The organism is Natrinema sp. 1APR25-10V2, assembly GCF_031626495.1.
Taxonomy (GTDB): domain Archaea; phylum Halobacteriota; class Halobacteria; order Halobacteriales; family Natrialbaceae; genus Natrinema.
The window spans coordinates 403,015-426,735 of sequence record NZ_JAMQOJ010000001.1; the positions used below are offsets into that span (position 1 = coordinate 403,015).

Sequence of the window (23,721 nt, forward strand, 5' to 3'; positions counted from 1 at the left end):
CACCACTGCGATCGGAGCAATTGGTGGAAACAGTGTTCTGTTAGAGTAACATTGCTAAGGTATAGTCGACCGGCTGAACACCGCTGATACATTACTCGTCACAATCGGGGATGCGGCCAACGCATTTGATCATGCCATTGAGGATGCTTGTTGAGCAGTGAGGATTCCGCCAGGTACAGATGGGGTTCACAGAAGAGTAGTGAATACAGAGCTTAATTACGACTTCATTTAGTGCTGGGGAAACATAACGAGCCCAGCGAGTAGAGAACTGATGGTCCCGGACTCAGGTACAACCTGAAACCATTCACAGTATGTCATCGGTCGTTTCTGCTTCCTTGAATCGGCCCAACTCTGTATAGCGTAGTGAGTAGGGTACTCGACTTTCGTACTCAATTGGGTCTTCTAACTCGTGCAACGAACCCGGTTCGAACACGACGACCTGCTTGTTTTCATCGAACTCCGCTTGATCACCCACGTAAGACTCCAGTGTCCGAGCGAGAGTGGCTTCCGTCGAGGAAACAATCTTCTTCACACGAGCCACGTAGCGTATCTGCTGGACGTCATCGGAGATGTACATCGCTACATACTCCGGTTGCTGGTTGATGTGAACGAAGCCCCACGCATTGTTCTCCTTCAGGAACTCAACACCGGACGTCTGAGATGGGAACACAGCGACCGTGGTATCATCATCCCCTCTCAACTCGTCTCGAGAGATGGTCCCCTGTACTGCGTTCCCGCCGGTCTGTGGTCCTTCCCACTCTGTTCCGGCTGTACCGCCCCCGTCTGTAGACCCGCCTTCTATACCGCTATCGTCTTCACGGAACTCAATAACGTCTTGAATCAGCCCGACCAGTTGTCCGACATCTACTGCGTTGATCGGGAGCAAGACATCAACGACCTGATCGTGCCGAAGCCCCGAATCTTCCTGAATTCCGAGTAAATCAAGTAAACGCTGTGCAGTTACCACTCGCATCCGCTCCCGGTACTGAGACCCGAACACCGTCTGTGCAACCGTCTCGACATCTCCCTCACCAATCACGTACAGGCCGTAGACTTGTGACCGGTCAATGCCTTCTTCGGTCGTGAGTTCGTCCATATAGTCGCCTGCCTGTCCCGGATCTATTGAGTAGGCGGTCGTCTTCTTCGTCTCCACGACGAGGTGTGTGTCGTCTTCAGTTGCCGTCGAGACCCAGTGACCGTCGTATCCGATTGTGTCGCTTCGACCCTGATAGACGCCGTATTCAACTTCGAAGCCAAGACGTCGCCCGATGTTATTGACGAGGTCTTGCAGGGCGCGGTTGTGGTACTGTTCAGTTCCTTCCATCGCCTCAAGCAGATATGCTTCGATCTCCTCAGTTGTGGTCTGTTCGTCCTCGATGATCTCCCGGAATTGTTCACTTGCCCGAGAACCGTCATTCCAATCGCCAGCGAGACTGACGATTCGGTCCAGCGTGAGTTCGACCATGTTGCTTCGTTTCAGACAGCAGGTATATAGAAGTCATCAAGCCACTGTATTCAGAACGCGGTTTCTGGCAGCAACCAGAAAAGTGGACTACAGCTTCGGTAATGCCTTAGCCTATACTGATTGTTTACTCTCGGGGCCGAGGGGTACGTTGCCACAGTAGTGGTCTTGGAATTGCTCGTGACTTCCTCGAGGTGTATTTGGTGGACTAGTTGAGAAGCAGATAATCCCCATCCATGGAGAGTCCTGCTCTACAGTTTAAGTGTGAGGACGAGACAAATACAAGGTATGAGCCAACTCAAGCTCTTCGACTCGGTTCTTCATGAGTTTGACATAGGCGATCGGATGAACATCGGTTTCGAAGGAAAGACTGTAACAGGGATAGTCATCTCGAAGCGTCGCGTGATAAGGGAACTATCTGAACCACATAGCTACACCGTATATGTCGAGGAAACAGATGGGCAGAGGTGGAGCCTCAGAACGAATGCGGAGGAGGACGACGTCAAACTCAGGTTTGCGGTCGGGGAAAGTTCGGGAGAGAGGCCTGCATTGGATTCTGTCGAATGGGAAACGAGAGGAGTCGTCGATAAAATCGAATTCCTCGAGAACGCGAAGGATGACAGTAGAGTGCCTTCACGGTTCAAGTAGCGGTGAATAGCCGAAGTCGGGAATCACTCAGACTTAAACTCGACACCCTGCTACGTCTGATTGAGCCTGCTTATCCTCCACCAGGGAGATATTGGGATCTTGATTCCCGGGCTATCTGAGTGGGGAGATTCAAGAAGATGACGTCAACCTCACCGAGGGCTTCTTCGATTGCTTCAATCCGCTTCTCGGGACGAGTCATGTGATAGCCACCAGCGATGTAAAGACACATTCAGTGGTCGCTCATGCGAGATCGGCCTCTTCAAACGCCTCATTCACGACCTCTGGTGTCGGGGAGTTCAGGTAGGGCTCGATTGCTTGGAATGAATCCCACCCGCCAATAGCCATCACGACGCGGGGATTCATTTGTTCATCAACGAGCAGTCTCTGAGCGAAGCGGCGTCGAAGGTCGTGGCTACTGACGTAGAGATAATCGTCGTCACCAGTCTGTTCAGCTGCGCGTTCAGCGGTGCGCTTGACGACGTGTCGTACGCCGCGCTCAGACAGATTAATTAGCGGTTCATGTCGACCAATGTCCTCAGCGGTCTGGAACCGATGAATGTCGCCTTCGACATCACGAGGTAGATAGGCATCCCGGGGTTTCCCACCGGTACCGGTCGTGTCCTTGCCCTCGGGCACCCGGACCCGGTAGTGTTCACCATCGTCTGTCCGCTTCACATGTTTCGGCCGAACCTGCGGAATTTCGAAGGCACGAAGCCCAACATACCCGCCCAACTGGATGATTAAGTCGTCTCGATGACTCGTAGCAGCACGACGTAGTTCTCGCAGTTCTTCGTCGGTCATCCAGACCTTGTACTCGTCTTGTTTTGCTGTCGCCTCGAGTCGCATTGTGGTTTGTTAGAACAAGTATTCACTAAATTGTCTGGATGTCGCCTCAATCGACCCCTTGTCGCGGGGGATTACCGTATCTTGTTTCCGACTTGTCCAAGAAGTCGGCAATGAATCGAGAGTAGGTTGAGTTAGGGGGATTCTCACTGCCTTCATCTAACCAACAATGACTGAATCGAGACTTTATTTTTCTGGACTGATAAGGCGACTCCAATGACAGATGAAAATCCATTTGAAGGGGTGAAAAGCGCAGAAGAGGTGTTCAACGAACTCAATCAGCAGTTCCAAGAAATAGACGATGTAGATGCTCTTGAAATACAGAGGAATCTACTGAGTAACTCCCCTGTAGTCGAAGATGACGAAGGAAAATATACAGTAGCACATCTAACTCTCGCCCAGAAATTCCTTGAGATCACTCGAGGGGAAAAGCAAATAGAACGATGGTGGGACGAGTATGCTGATCAGCTTGACCCAGATGACTTTCCAGATCATGCCCATCCTCAGCGCCTTGCTGCTATGGGCCGGAAAACCGAGAAACGGAAAGAACTCGCCGATGATATAATATTGTTGTTTAGCTTGGGCCAGGAGGTGATTGATCAGCACATGGTTCAGTTATGCATTACTGAGCTCTCCAGTAGTGCTCCGTCTGATCTCGACCAAGAACGAACTATGGAAAACGGAGATATAAAAGAACACGCAAGTGATCTGAAAGACGAAATAACTCAGAATACAGATACTGAAAAGATTGCTCGTGAAAAATTCTCGCGGATACAGAGAGAAAAGTATCTCTACTATAGAGGAGTTATTGATAAGACGTTACACGACAGGTTACAAGACATTCGTACGAACATTCGTAATTCCCTCATTCACAATGTTGATGACCGCCACACATTGGATCCCGTCAAGAACATAGAACGGGACTGTAGAGATTGTATTGGTGTTATCAATCGGCTTAGCAGAATTGAACAGGATGAAATCGCGATACCGGTTTCTCGGTCTTCGGGAGAAACAATCGTATTTGACCCCTGATCACAGTCTAATTGACGTGTCTCTATGTCAGATGGGTATTTTCCGTTCAGAATATTCCTATGGGGTCAAACTTATTTGATAACACTCCGATAGATAGTGTATGCCACGACCCGCTGAGGCGAGTGCTTCAATTGCTGAAGACGCCTTTGAGGGGACGATCATAGCTCTCCTCCTAATACCTACTTTTCAGACCATCTTTCTGAAGATGGCAGGGGCATTTCAGACAATGCCCTCTGCTGAAAACGCCTTCATTGACCCGGCAGGATATGCGCTCATGATGGTTGGTGCCCTCGGCCTATTCAGCATTGGATTAACAATCGTATCAGTTGTTGGGTCATATGTCATAGCAGGCATTCCCGGTGTTGTAGCATATTTTGTGTTTGACTTGCTCGTGGCGGCTATACTGAATTCAATCACAATTGCTGCGCTGCTATTCGTGGTTGGAATACCAACCTTCGCCTTTCTGATTTGGATGAACCAGCGATTCAGGCAACCAACCTACAGACGCCGATAAGTTGTCGCGATTTTATTGCGATCCAATGCCCAGACAGTCCGCTTCCTGGTCGACGGGCGTCAATACAAGAATGGTCTCGACGGCTTTTCGTAGAGTGTCTATCTACTGACCGTATGGATATTGAACTCGCTGCAATTGTGCGGTTCGACTTTTGCGAAGCCTCCTCCGAGGAATCCCTCGAAGACCAGCTGTCGCAGGTGTATGGTGAAGAGGGTGACCGATATGGAGGACCAATCATGGGCACTGGTGGAACTTGGCGACGTACGATTTATTCGGCGGATGGAGATTCATTCGACGATCTTCCTGCCTTCGACGAGGTATTCACCCTAATTGAACCAGACTGTCGTCATATTCTGGATGTCACCACAGTCGCAATTCTCTCTGACTCTCAGATTAGCGACCTCACAGAACAGGAGTCCTCGCGGACTCACGTCGTTCAGAACGAACTGATGGACTCACTGAATTGGATTTCCGAGTCTATACCTAGTATTGCAGATACCGACCGCAGAGACCCTCCGACAGCCTTCTACATAGAACCGAGCGAAAAGCAGGAAATCGGTGTTGAAGGCGGGTCTCTTGAGACTGAGGCAGTTCATGAGTTTCTTGAAGGACATCAAACGCTCCTCGGAAAGTTCCAGTTCTTACTCGGCCATCCAATCGAATTCGCCGGAGAAGACCTTATCACACCCCAGTCATCGGGTGCCGACGGCGTCCGGAACTTGACGGTTCTCAATACCACCGCATCCTACGAGCAACAGGAAACAGAACCATGGGGTCCTTCGTGGCTTCGTCGTATTGAGGGCGTTCTTAAGCCGTATTTCCGAGCCGATGACTGGCTACGTCACCGACGGGATTTGATCGCAGATATTGATCAGGAGACGCATGGTATAAACGATGTTCTCAATCAGGATGCGGACGGTGTGGAAGCAGCTCTCTCGTCAGAGGAAGAACTCGAACAACTTCGTCGGGAATGGACGGACATCTACACGAAACTCGTTGATGAGGTTACTGTACTACGGGAGGAAACTAGTTGGTTAGATGATGAGGAACGAAATGGTACGGTTTCAATATCTCCCCCAGCAGTGCCCGAACAGCAAGTTTCGATGTTCGATTCCTATGACGAACATCTGCGAGAGCTGTTTACCATAGCCGAGAACGACCTCGATCGAGTAGGCGCCAAACTAGATCGAATCTCGCAATTCATCCACGATACTGTAGCGGCCCGGACAGCTTCAGCTAACATGGATCTCCAGAAGGATGTGAAGAATCTCACAATCGTAATGACGGTACTGACAATCGTCCTTGCTGTTCTGAGCTTGGTACAGTTCCTTTAGACCAGTGCTGAATTCCAGCACTCACATTTATGTATACTTCCCGTTAATTACAAAGAAAGTGCGAGGCCTCTTGAGTCTGTTCAGGAAAGCCAAGGGAGACTATCGAAACAATGCGAGCGCAGCATACACGCATGGCCTGAGAATCCTCAGCTTCTGGGGTATGCTTGCTCTTGTAGTGGTTTCATTGCTAGCTATGGAGGGTGTTATCGCACCGTCACAAGCGGTACAAGCGTTTGCTTACGCTGGTTTGATGTTTTTCTTTGATTTCGCTCTCCTCAGTGACTTCGCCTTGTTATTACGGTTTGCTGGACCCGAGCTATTCGGCGTACTCGGATTTTCGAGTGTCCTCGCTATCGTAAGAGGCACGGGCGCACTCTCGATTGCGCTTCGATGGTGGCGTTCTTAGTCACTCATCCTATGCTTATCCCTTAAAACACCGGACTCGATTAGAGGCTTAGTAAAGTTGAAATCAGCCCCACCGCGAGTGTGCGATAATGGATACACCGCTGTGGCAACTTGACGAGAATGAAATCCGTTCCCGTTCTCGTAAACGGATGCACGACCTCACACACGACACTTCTGGTGATTTCTTTGTTTATGTCCTAGAGTGCGAGCCTGAAATCAGGCTGCGAAAGGAGATTGAGGCATATGATGGGAAAGGAATCGTAGAAGCAGTGCAGGAGGGGAAAGATGCATGGCTGGATTACCCTGCGAAAATTCGACCGCCGATAGGGGATCACCAGTCGAACTTTCCAAATTGGGTCGAACAAGCGGTCGAAGCGGACGAAGTCTACTATGTTGGCCAAACATTGGACCCTGTTGACCGAATCGCTGAACACGCAACTGGCGGGGATAACTCAGCGTATGCAACCCGCCTCTTCCCACCAAAATCGATTATTCACATGGAACGGGTTCAGGACAGAGAGGAGGCCAAAGCGCTTGAGGACCTGATTGCGCAGGTCATCAGTTTCGGTTGTGAAATTGAAAGCGAGCACTATACTGGGTACGGCAGCGTCCCTGAACGGTTACACGAGCGATTAGAGAAGTTTGCTGATCCAGATGGTCCCGAGTTAGAGATTGAAAATGGCCGTAACCTCGCTACGTTCCATGCTGCGCCCAATGATTACTGGACGTTCTATCTCATGAGTTATATTACTGAACTTCCGAGCCCGATGGCTCCCTGGGACACTCATGAAGAATTCGATGCATATCCCATTGAGGAATCAATAGTCGTCGATTGGTATCTGACATCTCTAGAATCCGCTGCAAGAGCCAGTTCCTTCCAGTATCAAGAGGACCTACTCATGAAGCACATTGAAAAATTTGAGGAGTGGTTGGAGTCGTCCGATGAGTACCCCGAACGGGGGGACCCAGAAGACAACTACTGGGATGCCGATGAGGGAATCGACTCGACAGAGGAAGGTAAGCAGTATTTTTGGCAATTACACGAAATAGCGCAAGAATGGATTGTCGAGCCATTCCTTGCTGAGTACCGCGAGGAAACCCGATCGATGCATCCATCCCCCCTACGGTTTGCGTACAGCGATAAATCACCAAATGTTTCTCTCAAATCTGGACCGGAGGGTAGTACGTTGACCTCCTCTGAGCAGGGTGGCAAAAAAGGTACGTCCACAGAGCCGTTGACTAATGAAGAACGAGCTCGGTTAGAGGACGTCATCGAACTAGCGCCTACATCGAATGGTGAGCTTCAGGATAGGTGGGGTTTCGACGAGAGTGCTGATGTCCATCACTATTTAGAGGATCATCTCTCAGAATGGTACTATCGAGACGCAGATAGTCGAATTCGGCCGACTGACGACGCTGAAGATCAATTATAGTTGTACTTAGTTATATTCCTAGCTGAACTCCCAAACACTTCGTACCCGTTCCCAGCGGATGTTTGCGCAACACGCTCAGCCAGACTCATGCTTATTCACTGGTAGACTCTGTGCTGCTATCGCTGTCGAACAATTCGTCAAGTGGTCGAGGCCCATCCGTCTCGGGAGGGTCGACTGGATCGTTATCGAACAGTGTGTCTGGAGCGGATGGCTCCTCAATCCCCTCGGCTAGCGCAGCATCGAGTCTCTCAACAGCGTCCTCTGTCGGCGCACGCAGAGTCTCATCGAGATCAGGAGCATCTGATACAGCAGCAAGTACCGCACGCACGCGTCGCGTTCGATCCTCTAGTGATTCGTCAGAGGAGTCCATATCTGGGACAAATACGACGGGAAGGATAAGATAAGGGGTTAGTTAGACCGAGTCAAGGTAGTCTCGCCGCTGTTCCATGCGTTCTCGTTTAGAGCGTTTGTCGTAGTGCTCGTCCAATACGTCCTTGGTCACGTTCATCCGGTCGCTAACGACCTCAGTCGGCACATCCTGGGTTAGCCAGTGCGTGATAGCTCCACGGCGGATTGCGTGTGGCGACCGGGATTCCGGGCATTTCGATGCGCTCATCCTACTTTCGACAGCTTCGCAGTCATCGGGATCGCGGCCGACCGGACAATCCTTGCCATACTGGCACGGCCGCGATAGCCTGTACACATACGCACGTAGCGTATTTTTCGTAATTCGGCCGTATTCAGTCGTAAGAAGGGGATTGCGACCGTAGTCGTCAGTCACATCGTGCCGATGTTCTTCAATATAGTCTTCGATGAGTAGCGCAGTGTCCGGCGAGATAGCGACTTCTCGCTCTCCACGCTTTCCGTTCTTCAGCGGCGTATCAGTTTCAGGCTGGTGGTGGAGTTCGATGCGGCAGTCATGTAAGTCGACGTGATCGACGTCGATCGCGCGCGCTGCACCCATGCGACAACCAGTCTCCCACAGGATGCGCAGTAGGACATGATGAATGTTGGCGTAGTTGTACTTAGCGAGGTAAGCAAGGATGGTTTCCGCACGGTCAGTTGGCAGAATAGCGCCGCTGACGTTGTCCTCACGGTCGACCGTTGGACTCACCACTGATTCAGCAACACCATCACGCACGCCATCAAGCGACTCACAGAACCGAAGGAACACCCGCAGGGTGTCCATTTGTGACTTGAGGGTGACCGTGCTCACTTGCTGTTTGCGGAACAGCTTGAAGCGCTGGATGTCCCGGCCGCTGACATCGTTGAGGTTGTCGATGTCCTCGCGTTCGCACCACTCGATAAAGCGCTCCAGTCGGTATCCGTGTGACTGCAACGTTGCGTCGGATACCTCATCGCGACGGTCGGCCTCATACAGTTCTACAGCTTCCCGAGGAGTCAGGGGTTCGAGTCGATCGTTGGGGTTCGACATGTGTAGTCCTCGGCGCGAGGATAGTGGCGCGCGGCCCGGCGTTCCCCTGCGTCAGGCGGCCGCGGTGGCCCAACTGGTGGAAGCGCAGCGGTCGCGAAGCGACCGCGAGAACCGCGAAACCGCTCTTACGGTAGCGCCGGTGTAATCTGCGCCGGCCCACTGGATACATATACCTTTTCACCTTTCCTTACACTTAGCGGCCGCTCTACGGGGTGGTCAGCGTGACGGTCACCCCGTGGCCGTCGGTCGACAACTCGACCTGTCGGCACTGTGATGATTACGTCACTGACCGATTCCGTCGCATCTTCCGTGACGACGACGATCGCGCCCACCGCTGTGGTGGTTGCGATACCTACGCGCGACTGAGCCGTGGCTCTGCAGTTGGCGTCGACGTGGCGATCCCAGATCCGGAAACGTCGCTCGGCCGCCACGGCGGTGAGGCCGATGCGTGACGAGTTCGTTCCGGCGAGTCGGCTGTACGATGTCGAGAGCCGGACGCCCATCGCCCATCCGGCCCATCAAGCGACCGACGCGGACGTTCGGCAGGCGTTTGAGGAGCGGGAAGCTCAAGCTGACGGTGAGCAGTTCTCAAGAAAATCAATTCGGTACTGCCACAGCCTCTACGGGCTATTTACTGAAGAACGATTTTGCTGCAACAGCGATTTCTCACAATCGTGTTTCAGGAGAAGTTCGACGAGTATCGAGTATTTCTCCCAGGGCCTGCAAGGGTTCGTCGTTCTCGAGATACGTAGTAACGTCATCACGAATCGGACTCGGGACCAGATCTCGCTCGAGATATTCAATGACGACCGCTTCTGCCTGTCCTTCTACGGTTCTTCTCGGCGGCGTCATTCTCATTCTTCGCCTGAGACAAGAGATGCGAGGACGAAGAAACTATTGGCCATCTCCAATGGTTCGAAGTCCGATTCCGCCGATAGCGAGAATCAATCGATAGGTTCTGAGCGTGAAAGCGGTGGTTCTCTATGAACCGCCTCGTCGAGTCTGACGAGTGCGAGCGCTGCGGTGACCGTGTCGACGTGCTTTGGCGACTCTGTCCGGACTGTACGCGCGCGGTTCGCGACGCGTGGGAGGGGCCGCTATGAGCTCTCGAGCGTCGGAACTCGAGAGTCCGAAGGCCAGCGGCGACGCTGATCGCCACGGTCGTGACCTCGAGGCCGAGCTGGCGAGTCCGGTGGCTGGGCACTCCGGTGTCCGCGTCGAGCGCGCCCGAAACGGTACTCTCACCGGTGGCTTCTTTCAGGTACTTCCACTTCCGCTCTCGAGCCTCGGTTTCCTTGATTCGCATCGTGATTTGCACAACCCCCTCGACGTTCTAGGATTTCCGGTGACTCGAACCTCGAGCACATATAAAGAGTGGCCAATCGAAGGTGATGAAAGCCTTGTTCGTCACGATGAACGGCCCGGCTCGAGGTCGATCTTACACATCTCGACTCGAGATCGATGTGCAAAATTGGAAATCGGATTTCGTCGACGTGTGCCCCTATGGCGATTGGCTACGGATGACTCTGTTGAAACCCTCAACGCTTGATAAGAGTTGTGTGCTGAATACAGAGGATGGGCCTTGTTTAGACGCGGTGCAGATCGTCCTCTACGGCTGTTATCCAAACAACAAACCGAGTCGAGAGACGCTCACGAACTGGTTCTGTTTACCCGTCGTAACTACTAACCGGTTCCTTCGGGAGCGTCTAAACAAGGCTCAGAGGATGTATGCAGTATGGCGGGGCGTGTCGGTCGGCCGTGACGAGGTGAACCAGCTATTGGTCGGATAGGTAGCGTGAGCGACTCGTTTATTGAGCTACGAGGATGACAGCGACACCCGCGAGCAGGAGTCCTGCGACTCTCGTCGTGGTGATTTCGTCTCCAAGCACGGCTATCCCGATGAACGCTGCGACGACGAAATACATGGCACCGAGAGTCGATACGACCGTCGTTGAGCCACGTGAGAGACCGATGTACATCGAGACGAAGCCGATTCCGGCGAACAATCCAGCCACGCCAGCGATCGCCCCGCCTCGTGGCGTGATGGCCAGCGAGGCACCTGACACGATAACAAACCCGACTGCAAGGAGGGCTGCGACGAGATACGATATCGCGGCAGCCGTCTTCGGGTCGATGGACTTCGAGGCAGCGTTCCCAAGGACGATCCAGATTCCCCACGAAACCATCGTCAGCGATCCGAATACCACAGCCGAATCTACCTCAGGGACTCCCATCGGTGCGTACCTTCGCCCCTGTGACGGTAAAAGACGCTGTTTGTAGCAGTTCTGATCGAGGCAGAGGGAACAACTGCTAGTGACCGACTCGCGCTCTATGTTCAGCACCTCCGTTGAAACTTATCACCGGTTGCTGATTTCAACATCATTTGAAACGATATTTAATCAGTTCTATGATTCGATAGCTCAGCCAGTGGGAGAATGCGAACAGGTAACAAGCTCGTTGAGGACGTGGTAGGTACGCATGCCAGAACCAGTCATCGCGTCGGTCGGCGCCTCGCCGCTCGGCCGCACGGACCTCCCGGGCCGCGACCTGTTCTCGGTCGCCCTCGCGGAGGCGTTCGACGAACTGCCCGACCCTGCCGACCTCGTCGAGGCGGTGTACGTCGGCAATCAGTCGGAGAGCTACGAACACCAGATCATGTACGGGACGCTTTTGGCCGAGTGGGCCGGCCTCCGTCACGTCCCCGCCGAGCGGGTTGAGGGGTGTGCCGCCGCAGGCGCGCTCGCGTTGCGCCACGCGGTCAAGGACGTCCGCAACGGAGAACACGAGGCTGTGCTCGCGTGCGGCGTCGAGAAAATGACTTCCGCGGGCACCAGCGGCGCGACGGACGCGCTGTCGGCGGCGTTCGACCGTGCTATCGAGCAGCGCTCCGGCATCACCGCGCCCAGCCAATACGCACTGCTCGCCAAGCGCTACCTCCACGAGACGGACGCCACGGAACACGACCTTGCCGAGATCGCAGTGAAGAACCACGCCAACGCCGCTCGAAACCCCCGGGCGCAGTTTCCGAAGGAGATCGACGTGGCGACGGTCCTGGAATCTGCCCCCATCGCCCCGCCGCTGAAGCTCTACGACTGTGCGCCGGTCGGGGACGGCGCCGCGGCCGTCCTCGTGACGACCGCCGAGCTGGCGGCCGACCTCGACCAACCGCGGGTGCGCGTCGCGGGAAGCGGGGCCTCCGCGAACAACATCGCGGTCGCCGAGCGGGACATGACCGACATCGCGGGCGCTCGCATCGCCGCCGAGACGGCCTACGAGGAAGCGGGCATCGACGCCGCGGCCGTCGATATCGCGGAAGTCCACGACGCCTTCACCGTCTGCGAGGCGCTGCTCGCGGAAGCTGCCGGCTTTGCCCCCGCGGGAACGGGCTATCAGAGCTACCAGACGCCAGCGGAGCGGGCAGACGGCTGGACGGACGTGCAGTTGAGTCCGAGCGGCGGACTGAAGGCCCGCGGCCACCCCATCGGCGCGACCGGGCTCTTGCAGGCGCTCGAAGCCTACGAACAGCTCACGGGGGCCGCAGGCGACCGCGCGGTCGAGGGGGCCGAGACGGCCTTGTTGCTCAACGAAGGGGGCGTCGCGGACGCCGTCACCGTCGGCCACGTGCTCACGACGGCGGAGGCACCATGACTGACGGTGACCTCGATGCGACCGACCCGCGGACACTTCCGGGCTTCTTCGATGCCCTCGCGGACGGCAAACTCCTGGGCGGGGTCTGTGCGGACTGTGGACAGGTACTGTTGCCGCCGCGGCCAGCCTGCTACGCCTGCGGCAGTCGCGCCGTCGACGTCGAACCGCAGTCGCGCGAGGGCCAGGTCTTCTCGTACACGGAGGTCCACACGCCGCCGCCGGCGTTCGCGGCGGACGCGCCCTACACGGTCGCCGTCGTGGAACTCGCGGACGGTGGCCGCCTCCTTGGGCGCGTGGCCGCCGACTACGCCGACGTCGCCATCGGTGATTCGGTCGAACTCACGGTGCACGAGCCGACGGCCGCAGAGCGGGAGGTCGCGCTCGACTACGAGACCGACTGGCCGGTCCACGTCTTCGAGCCGCGGTGAGGGTCAGGCCCGGCTCCACGCCGGATGTCGGTGGCTGACCAAGTAACTCAACGATCCGCTGGTTTCTCAAGCTGGCTTTATTCACGATATCGTGCTCAACCGGTGTAGACGGCTCTGAACCTAGACGCTCATCGCCCGTACGCTGGGCGGCGTCACAGATGGACGGGTCGCTGACGGTGGCCAAGAACGAGCCGATCGGGATACGGGTAACGATCACGTTGCCCTCGCGTGTATACGAGTCGCCGACCCAGCGTGGTGCGCTGGAGCAAGACTGAGTCAATCGTCCTGGGGGTGGTGTCACCGATTGAGGTTCCCGATACGCCGAGCGATGTTGCTGATTACGCGTACTGTATCGATCGGTCGATCCAACAGACTCATTTGAGACAACCCGCTGGTGACCGATTCGCGTCCTCTGTTCAGCACGCCCGAACTAACCTATACAAATCCCGGTAGGAATCGAGTGCTGAATATAGAGGATGGGCCTTGTTTAGACGCCCCTGAATGGACGAGTCAGAAGTTCCCTGGTCTAACCAGAATACGGTAGTGACCACCTCACGGTCCAGTTTCGTGTGTAGAGAACAACGCGTGAGAGCCGATTGTTTCCGCGTCTAAACACGGCCTAGAGGATGTATTCATCATCCATTCTTTCTGCCTGAATTCGTCCTAATCGGTCAATTTGTAACAAGGGAAAGGCTATCTACGCCGCTAGCCAATAGGTGTCATGTCGCAAGGAAGTCGGGAAGAGAGGAGGCGATGGCCGAGCGATAGGTACAGGTGGGAGAAGTATCGCTTAGAGGAGACGGATCATAGAGTGGTAGATTCGGCATGGTCGTAGAAAATACTGATACCTGCTCGGCACCAAACGCTACAATTGGGGTTGGATGATGAGTAAGCTTAAACAATTGCGGAATAAGGATCGCGGGAAGAGGGGAACCAGCAACACGTCGCTGTACGAATGCCGTAACTGTGGCCAAAAGTTCGCGACAGACGTTGACCAGTGTTTCACCTGTGAATCGGCGGAGATCGCTCACTACGAATTCTGAGCCGTCACCCAGAGGGGCGTTTGCCCCGACGTATCTGAGACGGACTTACAGAATGTGTTCTGTTCGTACATGTCATTATTACGGCGTTCAGCTTCCCTCCAGGTGGATAGGAGATCGTGCAGCATCGTTTCGACTGCCTCGAGTCGAACGTCGCCGGAATCCAGTTTCCGAATCTGCACACGACTCATCCGCATTCGGTACTATAGTACCAACTAAATCGATTTCCACACCGATCGAACGACAGCTGTGCGATCGGGTATGCAGTGATTTTCAGTGACTACGATACCCGCTCACGGGTGCCGGATACGCACTGCTGATCCAGCGCGCCGAGCGTCTCGCGGACGCCTGCGACACGACGTTCGGTAACTCCGACACGCTCACTCGAGAGTGGCCATCCGCGCCTGTACGGAGACGAGAGCCGCGCCGCGCGGACACGGCTGTCGGCTCGGTTCGCCGTCCGTTCAGTACGGCGACCTTGTGCTTGTAAGTGCCAGCATTATGCCGGCCGACGCCGTACGTCCCGGTGCCGGGGTTCATCGAGAGACCGACGTCATCACTGTCTCTGCCATCATACTCCCCCGGCCCGCCGTTTTCCCGCCTCACCGTTTTCGCCGATCGGCGCGATCCGACGTTGTGGACGACGCCCGTGTCGGTAGCTCTCCGGATCGAACGAGTTCCCGTTCCAGCAGCCGTGACTGCGTCTCGCGGTCGGGGAGAGGAACTCGCACCGAAAACAGACTCAGCCGCGTCGACAGCCGAGCGAAGCGTTCAGGGCCGATCCGATCGAGACGGATTACCCGGTCGTGTTGTTGCCACCGCTCTCGTTGCCACTCATGTTCCCGGTTTCGTTACCCGTCTCGTTGCCGGTTTCGTTGCCGCCGCCACCGCCGCCACCCTGAATCTGGATCTCGCCTTCCATGCTCGGGTGGGGCTGGCACCGGTAGACGGCGATCTCGTCGGTCGCCTCGAACTCGAAGAACTGATCCTGGGGATCCGAGACGGGATCGCCGGTCGTGTACTCGTCGACGACCTCGCCGTTCGAGTCGCGCAGTTCCATGTTGTGTGCGGCGCCGTCGCCTTCCGACCAGCCGATCTCGTAGGTCTCGCCGCTCTGGAGGATCAGCGTCGGGTTCTGCTCGCCCTCGATCGAGGACGGTGCGAGGCCTTCCCAGTAACTGGTCTGGCCGCTGAAGTCGATCTGGGTTCCGGGCTCGACCTCGTAGCCGCTGCCGCCACCGCCACCACCGTTACCGCCGCCGCCGTTTCCATTGCCGTTGCCACCACCACCACCGCAACCGGCGACGAACGCCGTTGACGTCGCGACACCTGTCAGCTTGAGCATTCGCCGTCGGGAAACCTGCTCGTCTCGTGTCATCAATTCCGCTTTGTACTCGAGCGGAATAACCGAACACCCGTCTCTTGCATGCCAGGTTAAGATTTCCGCCCGCTCAATCGGTACCTGCTGATTCAGTCAGTTTGCCCTGATGATCTCGCGCGATGGAACGAACTCGCTGGCGACGCTACTGGTACGAAATCTGCCATATGTCGACGGCTCGTCGCCGCTAGTCGGCCAGCGCCGTAACGAGCGTTTCCACGTCGAAGTCGTTGAGCGGGTTCTGCTCGTCTTTGACCGTCGTGATGACGAACTTCGAGGAGGTCCGCTCGATCTCGTCGATCGCCTCGTAATCCTCGACGAGCGTCTCGACCATCTCGCGGTTGGCCAGGTGGGCGATCACGACGAAGTCGGTGTCGCCCATCGTGAAGTACACCTGGTTGACCCCCTCGACGGCGGCGAGTTTCTCGCCGACGGTGTCGTGGTATCCCTCTCCGAACTCCGCCCAGATCTCCGAGATGAGCGTGATCGAGAGTCCGACCTTCTCGAGATCGATGTCGTACAGATCGTTTTCGATGACGCCGGCCTCGCGGAGTTGGTTGAGTCGGTAGTGGACCGTCGATTTCGGGATGCCCGTCGCGTCCTCGATCTCGTCCGGACTCGCTGTGCCGTCTCTGGCGATGGCGGTCAGAATCCGAATGTCTTTCTCGTCCATAGGCGAGTTCTGGATACCGTTCAATGGTGTCGGAGACGTATAAATGAATACTGGTTAGAATTCCGTCCGGTCGGCCGCGGCTCGGCGGGGGCCGGTCAGGGCGCGCGCTGTTCGATCGCGTCGCAGATAATATCCATTCCGACGGTCGCCTGCTCTCGAGTGAGAACCAGCGGCGGAATCAGCCGGAGGACGTTACCCCGGCGGCCGGCCGACCAGACGAGGACGCCGCGCTCGTAACACTCCTCCTGAACCGCTTTGACGAGTTCCTTGCCCGTTTCATCCTCGCCGTCGGCGAACTCCGCACCGACGAATAGCCCGCGTCCGCGCACGTCGACGAGGCGGTCGTTGCCGCCGGCCGACTCGCGCAGGCGATCGCGGATGTACTCGCCGAGGTCTCGAGCGTGGGCGAGCAGGTCGTTGTCCCGGATGTACTCGATCGCGCGGAGGCCGCCGACCATCGCCGGGGCGTTGCCGCGGTAGGTGCCGACGTGGCCGCCGGCCTCCCAGGTGTCGAGGTCCTCGTGGTACATCGTCGCCGACAGCGGCAGCCCGATACCGCCGATCGCCTTGGCCATCGGCATCGCGTCCGGGGTGACGCCCTCCCAGTCGCTCGCGAACCACTCGCCAGTCCGACCGAAGCCGGTCTGAATCTCGTCGACGATGAGGGGGATGTCGTTTTCGTCCGCGAGCTCCTCGAGGCCGGGGAGAAAGCCCTCCGGCGGCGTGACGATGCCGCCCTCCCCCTGGATCGGCTCGACCCAGATCCCGGCCGGGTTCGCCAGTCCGCTGTAGGGATCCTCGAGCAGTTCTCGGACGTTCGCCAGCGCTCGATCGGCGGCTTCCTCGGGGTCGACGCCCTGGGCCTGCGCGTACGGATACGGAACGTGGCGGACGTTCGGGAGCATGGGCGTGTAGTTTTCCTTGTATTTGTTGCCCGCCGTGAGGCTGAGTGCGCCCGCGCTGCCGCCGTGGTAGGCCCCCCGGAAGGCGATGAGGCCGTCGCCGCCGGTGTTGTGCTTGGCGAGCTTGATCGTCGCCTCGATGGCGTCGCTGCCGGTCGGCCCGCCGAAGACGACGCGGTTGTTGTCGGGGAGCCCGCCCGGCGCGATGTCGTTCAACGCCTCGATCAGGTCCAGCCGCGCTTCGGTCGGGAAGTCGATGGTGTGTGCGACTTTCTCGGTCTGTTCCTGCACCGCCTCCATCACGTACGGGTTCGAGTGCCCGACGTTCAGGACGCCGATCCCGGCGAAGAAATCGAGGAACGTGTTGCCGTCGACGTCCCGGACCGTCGCACCCTTCGCTTCCTCGATCGCGATGGGGACGACTTTCGGATACGCGACCGCGCTGCTGTCGACGTTGCGCTGGCGCTCGAGGAGTCGTTTCGACTTCGGGCCGGGAATCGACGTCTCGATCTCTGGCTGTTGTGTGAAGTGGAGGTCGTCGAACCGCTGCTCTACGGCCATAGCGGAACACAGTTCTACTCAGTACTAAAACTTTGGACTGTATCCGATAATATGTTTTATTTTCCGAGGTGGTCCGTCTTCTGCTCGGCTAACCGGCTCGGTCCGTCGGCCATCGGTCGGCCTGGGCGGGGGCTCGAGCGCTTGGCCGAGTTGCGGCACAGGGATTGGTTCTCCTCGCTTGCAACGGATCACGGACGCGTCCACTCACCTGCGCGGCAGTCGATAGAGTGTCGAACTCTGTCCGAAAAATAATGATACAATCGGACTCAGTAAGACATATATATCTCTACCCGGATCGCATGCATATGGTTGACACGCAAACCGAAGGAAAGTTCTCACGCGTTCTGACAACGCGTGACATATTCGTGCTCGCGTTCGGGGCAATGGTCGGCTGGGGCTGGATCATCCAGTCCGGCTACTGGATCGACCAGAGCGGCGTCACCGGCACCATGCTGGCGTTTGTCCTCGGCGCGTTCATGGTCGCCGTCGTGGGACTTATCTACGGCGAACTCGCCTCGGCGATGCCGTTCGTCGGCGGCGAACACGTCTACAGCATGCGCGCGCTCGGCCCGATCGGCTCGTTCATCTGTACCTGGTCGCTGATCTTGGGATACGTCGGCGTCGTCGTTTTCGAGGTCGTCGCGTTTCCGTCGGCGCTGGCGTACGTCGTGCCGGGGTTCAACGCGATCCCGCTCTGGTCGATCGCCGGCCAGACCGTCTACGGCACGTGGGTACTCGTCGGCGGGGTCGGCGCCATCGTCATGACGTACCTGAACTACAGGGGCGTCCGTCCCGCGGCGCAGTTCCAGACGATCCTGACGCTGGTCATCGCGTTAGCGGGGCTCACCCTCGCTATTGGTGCGGTCGCGAACGGCCACTCGACGTCGACGCCGCCCTTCGCCGGCTCCGGAATGGCCGGCGTGCTCACCGTCGCGATCATGACGCCGTTCATGTTCGTCGGATTCGACGTCATCCCGCAGGCCGCCGGGGAGGCCGACGTTTCCGAACGACTGCTCGGTCTGCTGATCGTCGTCTCCGTCTCCGTCGCCGCGCTCTTCTACATTCTCGTCATCTGGGCTTCCGGGCAGGCACTCCCAGGCTCCGCCCTCGTCGAGAGCCCGCTGCCTGCGGCCGCCGCGATGGAGGCGCTGTTCAGCAGTGCCCTGATCGGGAAGATCATGGCGCTGGCCGGCATCGCCGGCATCCTCACCAGTTGGAACGCGTTCCTGCTCGGCGGCAGCCGCGCCATCTACGCGCTGGCCGAGTCCGGCATGCTGCCGGCGACGCTGGCGACCGTCGACTCGGAGACCGACACGCCGTCTCGAGCGCTCGCGCTCATCGGCGGGCTGTCGGCGCTCGCACCCCTCTTCGGCGAACAGATGCTCATCTGGATCGTCAACGCGGGCAGCTTCGGTATCGTCCTCGCGTGGGTGATGGTCGTCGTCTCCTTCCTCGTGTTGCGCGTCCGCGAACCCGAGATGGACCGGCCGCTGAAGATTCCGGCCGGGAAAGCGGTCGGCGTCCTCGGACTCGGACTCACGCTCGGCTTCACCGCGATGTACCTGCCCGGTGCTCCCTCCGCGCTCCAGTGGCCCTTCGAGTGGGGGATCGTCTTCCTGTGGGTCGTCCTCGGTATCGGCCTCGTCTCGCAGTCCCGTCTCGCCGGCGACACCGCACAGGTCGAGGCTCACAGCGTCGAGGGAGAGTAACGGTTCGAGAACGCCTCGCTCAGTCGAGTCGGATCTCGATCAACGACAGCTCGTCGGACGGGACGGCCTCTGCGAACGCCGCCTCGACCGCGTCCCACGTCTCGGGGCGGTAGGCCTCGAGTCCGAAGCTTTCGGCGAACGTCACCAGGTCGGGATTCGTCAGTTCGGTGCCGGTGTGTTCGCCGCGGTGTTCGTCCTGTTTCTCGGAGATCAGGCCGTAGTCGTCGTCGTTGAACACGACGGTCGTGAAGCCACAGTCGAGTCGGCTCGCGGTCTCGAGTTCCGCGGCGTTCATCAGGAAGCCGCCGTCGCCGGTGCCCGCGACCACGTTCGCGTCGACCGCGAGATCGGCCGCGAGCGCGCCCGGGACGGCGATCCCCATACTCGCCAGCCCGTTCGAGATGACGCACGTGTTGGGGTCGTAGGCCGGGAACGACTGGGAGATCGCCATCTTGTGGCTGCCCACGTCCGAGACGAGCACGTCCGAATCGGCCATGGCCTCGCGCAACAGCGGCAGGGCGTTGCGCACCGTCACCGGATCGTCGTCGGCCGGTGGCGCCGTCACCGCCTCGAGCAGCCGATCGTGGAGGTCGCCACACCACACCGAGCACGCCCCGGACTCGAGGCGGTCGTCGATCGCGCCCAGCGCCGCGCCGACGTCCGCGACGATCTCCACGTCGGGGTTGTAGTGGCGGTACACTTCGGCGGGTTCGTAGTCGACGTGGACGATGGTCTTTTCGAGGTCGGGGTTCCACCCCTCGGGGTCGTGCTCGGCGATGTCGTAGCCGACCGCGACGACGCAGTCGGCACGCTCGATCGCCCGCGCGGCCTCGCCCGCTGGCCCCGAATCGAGCGTCATCAGCGACGCCGGTTCGCGGTCCGAAATCGCGCCCTTACCCATGTACGTCTCGACGACGGGGATGCCGACGCGGTCGACGATGGCCCGGATGGATTCCGATGTGCGGGTCCGTACCGCACCGTTTCCCGCGAGGATGATCGGGCGCTCGGCGGCTTCGATCAGCGCTACGGCGCGCTCGGCAGACTCGTCGTCGGGGTCGGGCCGACGCACCGGATCGCGGCCCTCGATCGGGTCGGCCTCGACCGATTCGGCGGCCACGTCCTCGGGAAACTCGAGGTGGGTCGCGCCCGGCTTCTCGTACTCGGCGAGTTTGAACGCCTTCCGGACCGACTCGGGAACGATCTCGGGCTCGGCGATCTGCGTGTTCCACGCGACGATCGGGTCGAAGATATCGACCACGTCAAGCGCCTGGTGGCTCTCCTTGTGCAGGCGCTCGCGGCCGCCCTGGCCGGTGATCGCGACGACGGGGCTCTTGTCGAGTTGGGCGTCGGCGACGCCGGTCATGAGGTTCGTCGCGCCGGGGCCGAGCGTCGAACAGCAGACGCCGGCCTCGCCGGTCAGTCGACCGTGCACGTCGGCCATGAACGCCGCCCCCTGCTCGTGGCGCGTCGGGACGAACCGGATCGGCGAGTCACGCAGCGAGAACAGGAGGTCCTCGATTTCCTCGCCCGGCACCCCGAAGACGCGGTCGACGCCCTCGGACTCGAGACAGCTGACGAGCAGCTCGGCTGCCGTTTGCATAGTCGCTCCGTCCACACCGCCCGCCATTAATCGTCCACCTTTCAGGGGTCCGCGACGCGGTCGGACAGCGGCGTCGGTGTCGTCGGTCGTGACGCCGGCTGACTCACTGTCGGCCGCCGGTTCAGAGGACCCGATCTGGCCGAATCCGCAACACGACTCGCTCGGATTCGATCGGATTCGGATACTCGTCGACGTCCATGTATCGCCGGGCGAGTTCGTCGATGTGTTCTCGAGCGCCCTCGGTGGTGATCTCGTCGATTTCACCGATCACCGAGAGGTGTCGGTACGGGTCGTCGGGATCGACCATGCTGACGCCGACGCCGGGGTTGTGCTCCGCGTTCCGCGCTTTCTGGCGGTGGCGCTCGGTGTTGACCAACAGCCGGTCGTCGTCCGCGTCGTAGTCGATCCAGACCGGCGTGACGTGGGGCAGCCCCTCCTCGGTCAGCGTCGCGACGTGGGCGAACGTTTCCTTCTCGAACAGGTCGTGAAAATCCTCGGGAATCGAGGCCATGGGTGTCGTTCATCGGCCCCGGGTTTGGCTGTACTGCCTACAGTGATAGCGAGCGAACGGTCTCCGAAACCGACGGGACTTGCCGTTCGTGACTAGAGATGCTTGCACATGTCACGGAGGGCCACTGACCACGCAAATGACGGCTAACGGCTTATGAAGATCGATTGCGTCCCCATCAGTAGATGTCCGACCAGCAACGAGCAACCCGTCGGCGAGTACTGAGACTCACAGGCATCGCGGCGTCTACCGCCCTCGTCGCCGGCTGTGGCGGCCCGGGAGGCGAAGAGAACGACACCGGCGACAACGAGACCGAGGCCGAGGAGGGAACCGGCAACGGACAGGCCATGGAGAACGAAACGGAAAACGAAACCGGGAACATGACCGGGAACGAGACGAACGAGACTGGGAACATGACCAACGAGACCGGGAACATGACCAACGAAACCAACGCGACGAACGAAACCGGCTAACCGTCGTCCCGACGACGCCGCGCTCGCCGAACCGGCGTAACCGTTACCGGGCTTCGGCTCCTCCCTCGAGTGATGACCGACGGACTCGAGGCCGACGTAGAGGGAACCGACGAGATCGCCGAGCGGCGCAACGACCTCGCGGCACGGGTGCGCGCCCACGCCGGCGAGATCGCGCGGGAACTCGCGGTGCTGCAGGGCGGCGACTATGGGCAGGAGACGTTCGACACCGACGGCGGCAGTTGGACGCTCAAGTACGAGGCCGGCGACGTCCAGTATCTGCGATTCGATCCGAAATCGGGGTCGGAGACGTACGTCGTCTCGAGCAAACAGCCGCCCGAACCGGAACCGCTCGAAACGGCGATGGACGATTACGGCGCGTTCGTCGCCGCGTACAACGAGTACGTCCGCTCGTTCGACGGGATACTCGAGGACGTGCCCGACGAGTTCCCGACCGTCGAATCGACGGCGGAACTGGTCGCCGAACGCGACCGGATCGTCGAACGCATCCGCGAGGTCGGCAACGCGATGGCGGCCCAACTCCACCGGTACGACGGCGACTACGGCACCTACGCGACGACGGTCTCGGGCTCTCGCTGGGAGCTGAAGTGGGACGGCGACGTCGCCTCCTACCTCCGCGTCGGCGGTTCCGACGGCATCTATCTCCTCTCGCAGTACGGCCCGCCGCCGGCCCCGGAAGTCCGCCGGCTGGCCGACGACGTACCGGCGTTCGTCGACGACTTCAACGACCACGTCGACGACCTCGAGGCGGACCTCGAGCGAGTCAGTTTCGACGGCCGGTAGCGCCGCACCTGGGCGACGTAGCGTAGTCGACGACCGTGTACGGTATCGTTTCTCTCAGTACGGTCGCCATACGGCGGCTCCCGTTCCGACGCTGGCTGCCGTCGCTCCGCTCGCCGCCGCTGGCTCCGCTCGAGCGGAACCGATACCGAGCGCACCCGACCGCTCTATATGCGAACTAGTAGCCGTTTTGTACACTCCTGCCCTACGGGACGGTGGCGACGACGCTCGCCTGGACTACCATGGATGGCTCTGCCGACAGGACCGACGAGGGAACTGCCCACGAGTACGCGGTTGACACCGACGAGGCCGAGATCGCGAACGGAGTACTGTTCGACGCCGTCGTCGTCCGGTACGAATCCGGCAACGACCGCTGTACGCTCGTTCCCCACGACGCCACGACCGGCGAGAAACTGAACGCCTGGCTCTCCGCGGACCTCGAGACGGTCGTCGATCTCGACGGCGCCCGCTGAGGACGGCTCACCCCTCCGATCGGACCAGCCGTTATCGCAGCCGACGCGAAGCGAGGCGCTCACCGTCTGCTTGCTGTGAGAGAGGACGATGCCGGGAGTCAGACGTCGACGTACTGGTCGACCCACTCCTGGCGGCGCTGCAGCGCGCGTCGACCTTTCGGCGTCAGCGCGTAGTAGTTCGTCCGGCGGTCGAGCTCTCCCTTTTCAACGAGTTCTTTCTCGACGAGCGTGTCGAGGTTCGGATACAGCCGGCCGTGGGTGACCGGCTGATCGATGTAGCTGTTGATGTCGTCGAGAATCTCCTGCCCGGACGGTCGGTCTTTGCCTGCGATCACGTACAACAGGTCACGCTGGAAGCCAGTTAGCTGGTCCATGGATCACCCTCTGAGTGACGACGTTCACCGCTCTGTGGCTTTGTTATAGA

General features: G+C 58.7%; 23 protein-coding genes. 13 read left to right on the top strand and 10 right to left on the bottom strand.

The window, feature by feature from the left end:
- Window positions 1-304: 304 nt before the first annotated feature.
- Window positions 305-1,465 (bottom strand): hypothetical protein, encoded by a 1,161-nt coding sequence (locus NDO75_RS02155; RefSeq protein ID WP_310904460.1) that lies wholly within the window; start codon window positions 1,463-1,465, stop codon window positions 305-307.
- Between the two features lie 285 nt (window positions 1,466-1,750).
- Here NDO75_RS02155 and NDO75_RS02160 point away from each other — a divergent pair, with 285 nt between their 5' ends.
- Window positions 1,751-2,110, top strand: coding sequence for a hypothetical protein (locus tag NDO75_RS02160; RefSeq protein ID WP_310904461.1), 360 nt, complete (start codon window positions 1,751-1,753; stop codon window positions 2,108-2,110).
- A gap of 240 nt (window positions 2,111-2,350) precedes the next feature.
- On the opposite strand, the gene NDO75_RS02165 is transcribed toward NDO75_RS02160, so the two are convergent.
- A complete protein-coding gene (locus NDO75_RS02165) occupies window positions 2,351-2,956 on the bottom strand; it encodes a site-specific integrase (RefSeq protein WP_310904462.1) in 606 nt (201 codons plus the stop codon).
- A gap of 213 nt (window positions 2,957-3,169) precedes the next feature.
- Between NDO75_RS02165 and NDO75_RS02170 the strand changes: the two genes are divergently transcribed.
- From NDO75_RS02170 to NDO75_RS02185, 4 genes are all read left to right on the top strand, one after another.
- On the top strand, window positions 3,170-3,985 hold the full coding sequence (locus NDO75_RS02170) for a hypothetical protein (RefSeq protein WP_310904463.1): 816 nt from the start codon (window positions 3,170-3,172) through the stop codon (window positions 3,983-3,985).
- Window positions 3,986-4,085: 100 nt separating this feature from the next.
- Window positions 4,086-4,499 (top strand): hypothetical protein, encoded by a 414-nt coding sequence (locus NDO75_RS02175; protein WP_310904464.1) that lies wholly within the window; start codon window positions 4,086-4,088, stop codon window positions 4,497-4,499.
- Between the two features lie 113 nt (window positions 4,500-4,612).
- Window positions 4,613-5,833, top strand: coding sequence for a hypothetical protein (locus NDO75_RS02180; RefSeq protein ID WP_310904465.1), 1,221 nt, complete (start codon window positions 4,613-4,615; stop codon window positions 5,831-5,833).
- Window positions 5,834-6,327: 494 nt separating this feature from the next.
- On the top strand, window positions 6,328-7,671 hold the full coding sequence (locus NDO75_RS02185) for a DUF5797 family protein (RefSeq protein WP_310904466.1): 1,344 nt from the start codon (window positions 6,328-6,330) through the stop codon (window positions 7,669-7,671).
- Between the two features lie 412 nt (window positions 7,672-8,083).
- On the opposite strand, the gene NDO75_RS02190 is transcribed toward NDO75_RS02185, so the two are convergent.
- Entirely contained in the window at window positions 8,084-9,106 is a 1,023-nt protein-coding gene (locus NDO75_RS02190; protein WP_310904467.1) for a tyrosine-type recombinase/integrase, read from the bottom strand.
- A gap of 212 nt (window positions 9,107-9,318) precedes the next feature.
- Between NDO75_RS02190 and NDO75_RS02195 the strand changes: the two genes are divergently transcribed.
- The gene (locus NDO75_RS02195) at window positions 9,319-9,558 is read left to right on the top strand and encodes a hypothetical protein (protein WP_310904468.1); all 240 of its coding nucleotides are present in this window, start codon (window positions 9,319-9,321) and stop codon (window positions 9,556-9,558) included.
- Entirely contained in the window at window positions 9,551-10,093 is a 543-nt protein-coding gene (locus NDO75_RS02200; protein ID WP_310904469.1) for a hypothetical protein, read from the top strand. The genes NDO75_RS02195 and NDO75_RS02200 overlap by 8 nt, the downstream gene beginning before the upstream one ends.
- An 821-nt stretch (window positions 10,094-10,914) precedes the next feature.
- Here the strand turns inward: NDO75_RS02200 and NDO75_RS02205 are convergent.
- Complete coding sequence (locus tag NDO75_RS02205; RefSeq protein ID WP_310904470.1) at window positions 10,915-11,340, bottom strand: DMT family transporter; 426 nt, start codon at window positions 11,338-11,340, stop codon at window positions 10,915-10,917.
- Window positions 11,341-11,584: 244 nt separating this feature from the next.
- On the opposite strand from NDO75_RS02205, the gene NDO75_RS02210 reads away from it, so the two are divergent.
- On the top strand, window positions 11,585-12,754 hold the full coding sequence (locus tag NDO75_RS02210) for a beta-ketoacyl synthase N-terminal-like domain-containing protein (RefSeq protein WP_310904471.1): 1,170 nt from the start codon (window positions 11,585-11,587) through the stop codon (window positions 12,752-12,754).
- A complete protein-coding gene (locus tag NDO75_RS02215) occupies window positions 12,751-13,182 on the top strand; it encodes a Zn-ribbon domain-containing OB-fold protein (RefSeq protein WP_310904472.1) in 432 nt (143 codons plus the stop codon). Before NDO75_RS02210 ends, NDO75_RS02215 begins: the two co-directional genes overlap by 4 nt.
- 1,836 nt (window positions 13,183-15,018) lie before the next feature.
- On the opposite strand, the gene NDO75_RS02220 is transcribed toward NDO75_RS02215, so the two are convergent.
- From NDO75_RS02220 to NDO75_RS02230, 3 genes are all read right to left on the bottom strand, one after another.
- Window positions 15,019-15,567, bottom strand: coding sequence for a hypothetical protein (locus NDO75_RS02220; RefSeq protein WP_310905161.1), 549 nt, complete (start codon window positions 15,565-15,567; stop codon window positions 15,019-15,021).
- A 220-nt stretch (window positions 15,568-15,787) separates the two neighbouring features.
- Window positions 15,788-16,273 (bottom strand): Lrp/AsnC family transcriptional regulator, encoded by a 486-nt coding sequence (locus NDO75_RS02225; protein WP_310904473.1) that lies wholly within the window; start codon window positions 16,271-16,273, stop codon window positions 15,788-15,790.
- 95 nt (window positions 16,274-16,368) lie between these two features.
- Window positions 16,369-17,736 carry an aspartate aminotransferase family protein gene (locus NDO75_RS02230; RefSeq protein ID WP_310904474.1) on the bottom strand — a complete coding sequence of 456 codons (1,368 nt, stop codon included), beginning with the start codon at window positions 17,734-17,736 and terminating at the stop codon, window positions 16,369-16,371.
- Window positions 17,737-18,035: 299 nt separating this feature from the next.
- Between NDO75_RS02230 and NDO75_RS02235 the strand changes: the two genes are divergently transcribed.
- Window positions 18,036-19,445, top strand: a complete 1,410-nt coding sequence (locus tag NDO75_RS02235; RefSeq protein ID WP_345784885.1) for an APC family permease — start codon at window positions 18,036-18,038, stop codon at window positions 19,443-19,445.
- Between the two features lie 19 nt (window positions 19,446-19,464).
- On the opposite strand, the gene NDO75_RS02240 is transcribed toward NDO75_RS02235, so the two are convergent.
- Together NDO75_RS02240 and NDO75_RS02245 are read right to left on the bottom strand one after the other, a co-directional pair.
- On the bottom strand, window positions 19,465-21,045 hold the full coding sequence (locus NDO75_RS02240; RefSeq protein WP_310904476.1) for an acetolactate synthase large subunit: 1,581 nt from the start codon (window positions 21,043-21,045) through the stop codon (window positions 19,465-19,467).
- Between the two features lie 121 nt (window positions 21,046-21,166).
- Window positions 21,167-21,556: a PPOX class F420-dependent oxidoreductase gene (locus NDO75_RS02245; RefSeq protein WP_310904477.1), complete on the bottom strand. Its 390-nt coding sequence runs from the start codon at window positions 21,554-21,556 to the stop codon at window positions 21,167-21,169.
- Between the two features lie 182 nt (window positions 21,557-21,738).
- On the opposite strand from NDO75_RS02245, the gene NDO75_RS02250 reads away from it, so the two are divergent.
- From NDO75_RS02250 to NDO75_RS02260, 3 genes are all read left to right on the top strand, one after another.
- Complete coding sequence (locus NDO75_RS02250) at window positions 21,739-22,026, top strand: hypothetical protein (protein ID WP_310904478.1); 288 nt, start codon at window positions 21,739-21,741, stop codon at window positions 22,024-22,026.
- Window positions 22,027-22,098: 72 nt separating this feature from the next.
- A complete protein-coding gene (locus tag NDO75_RS02255) occupies window positions 22,099-22,827 on the top strand; it encodes a hypothetical protein (RefSeq protein ID WP_310904479.1) in 729 nt (242 codons plus the stop codon).
- Between the two features lie 239 nt (window positions 22,828-23,066).
- Window positions 23,067-23,297, top strand: a complete 231-nt coding sequence (locus tag NDO75_RS02260) for a hypothetical protein (protein ID WP_310904480.1) — start codon at window positions 23,067-23,069, stop codon at window positions 23,295-23,297.
- 98 nt (window positions 23,298-23,395) lie between these two features.
- On the opposite strand, the gene NDO75_RS02265 is transcribed toward NDO75_RS02260, so the two are convergent.
- Window positions 23,396-23,671, bottom strand: a complete 276-nt coding sequence (locus NDO75_RS02265; protein ID WP_090622019.1) for a PadR family transcriptional regulator — start codon at window positions 23,669-23,671, stop codon at window positions 23,396-23,398.
- Between the last annotated feature and the right edge of the window lie 50 nt (window positions 23,672-23,721).

What these genes read in the sequence shown, in the direction of transcription:
- NDO75_RS02155 (WP_310904460.1), bottom strand. Translation starts at nt 1,465, where the DNA reads ATGGTCGAACTCACGCTGGACCGAATCGTCAGTCTCGCTGGCGATTGG.
- NDO75_RS02160 (WP_310904461.1), top strand. Translation starts at nt 1,751, where the DNA reads ATGAGCCAACTCAAGCTCTTCGACTCGGTTCTTCATGAGTTTGACATA.
- NDO75_RS02165 (WP_310904462.1), bottom strand. Translation starts at nt 2,956, where the DNA reads ATGCGACTCGAGGCGACAGCAAAACAAGACGAGTACAAGGTCTGGATG.
- NDO75_RS02170 (WP_310904463.1), top strand. Translation starts at nt 3,170, where the DNA reads ATGACAGATGAAAATCCATTTGAAGGGGTGAAAAGCGCAGAAGAGGTG.
- NDO75_RS02175 (WP_310904464.1), top strand. Translation starts at nt 4,086, where the DNA reads ATGCCACGACCCGCTGAGGCGAGTGCTTCAATTGCTGAAGACGCCTTT.
- NDO75_RS02180 (WP_310904465.1), top strand. Translation starts at nt 4,613, where the DNA reads ATGGATATTGAACTCGCTGCAATTGTGCGGTTCGACTTTTGCGAAGCC.
- NDO75_RS02185 (WP_310904466.1), top strand. Translation starts at nt 6,328, where the DNA reads ATGGATACACCGCTGTGGCAACTTGACGAGAATGAAATCCGTTCCCGT.
- NDO75_RS02190 (WP_310904467.1), bottom strand. Translation starts at nt 9,106, where the DNA reads ATGTCGAACCCCAACGATCGACTCGAACCCCTGACTCCTCGGGAAGCT.
- NDO75_RS02200 (WP_310904469.1), top strand. Translation starts at nt 9,551, where the DNA reads ATGCGTGACGAGTTCGTTCCGGCGAGTCGGCTGTACGATGTCGAGAGC.
- NDO75_RS02205 (WP_310904470.1), bottom strand. Translation starts at nt 11,340, where the DNA reads ATGGGAGTCCCTGAGGTAGATTCGGCTGTGGTATTCGGATCGCTGACG.
- NDO75_RS02210 (WP_310904471.1), top strand. Translation starts at nt 11,585, where the DNA reads ATGCCAGAACCAGTCATCGCGTCGGTCGGCGCCTCGCCGCTCGGCCGC.
- NDO75_RS02215 (WP_310904472.1), top strand. Translation starts at nt 12,751, where the DNA reads ATGACTGACGGTGACCTCGATGCGACCGACCCGCGGACACTTCCGGGC.
- NDO75_RS02220 (WP_310905161.1), bottom strand. Translation starts at nt 15,567, where the DNA reads ATGCTCAAGCTGACAGGTGTCGCGACGTCAACGGCGTTCGTCGCCGGT.
- NDO75_RS02225 (WP_310904473.1), bottom strand. Translation starts at nt 16,273, where the DNA reads ATGGACGAGAAAGACATTCGGATTCTGACCGCCATCGCCAGAGACGGC.
- NDO75_RS02230 (WP_310904474.1), bottom strand. Translation starts at nt 17,736, where the DNA reads ATGGCCGTAGAGCAGCGGTTCGACGACCTCCACTTCACACAACAGCCA.
- NDO75_RS02235 (WP_345784885.1), top strand. Translation starts at nt 18,036, where the DNA reads ATGCATATGGTTGACACGCAAACCGAAGGAAAGTTCTCACGCGTTCTG.
- NDO75_RS02240 (WP_310904476.1), bottom strand. Translation starts at nt 21,045, where the DNA reads ATGCAAACGGCAGCCGAGCTGCTCGTCAGCTGTCTCGAGTCCGAGGGC.
- NDO75_RS02245 (WP_310904477.1), bottom strand. Translation starts at nt 21,556, where the DNA reads ATGGCCTCGATTCCCGAGGATTTTCACGACCTGTTCGAGAAGGAAACG.
- NDO75_RS02250 (WP_310904478.1), top strand. Translation starts at nt 21,739, where the DNA reads ATGTCCGACCAGCAACGAGCAACCCGTCGGCGAGTACTGAGACTCACA.
- NDO75_RS02255 (WP_310904479.1), top strand. Translation starts at nt 22,099, where the DNA reads ATGACCGACGGACTCGAGGCCGACGTAGAGGGAACCGACGAGATCGCC.
- NDO75_RS02260 (WP_310904480.1), top strand. Translation starts at nt 23,067, where the DNA reads ATGGATGGCTCTGCCGACAGGACCGACGAGGGAACTGCCCACGAGTAC.
- NDO75_RS02265 (WP_090622019.1), bottom strand. Translation starts at nt 23,671, where the DNA reads ATGGACCAGCTAACTGGCTTCCAGCGTGACCTGTTGTACGTGATCGCA.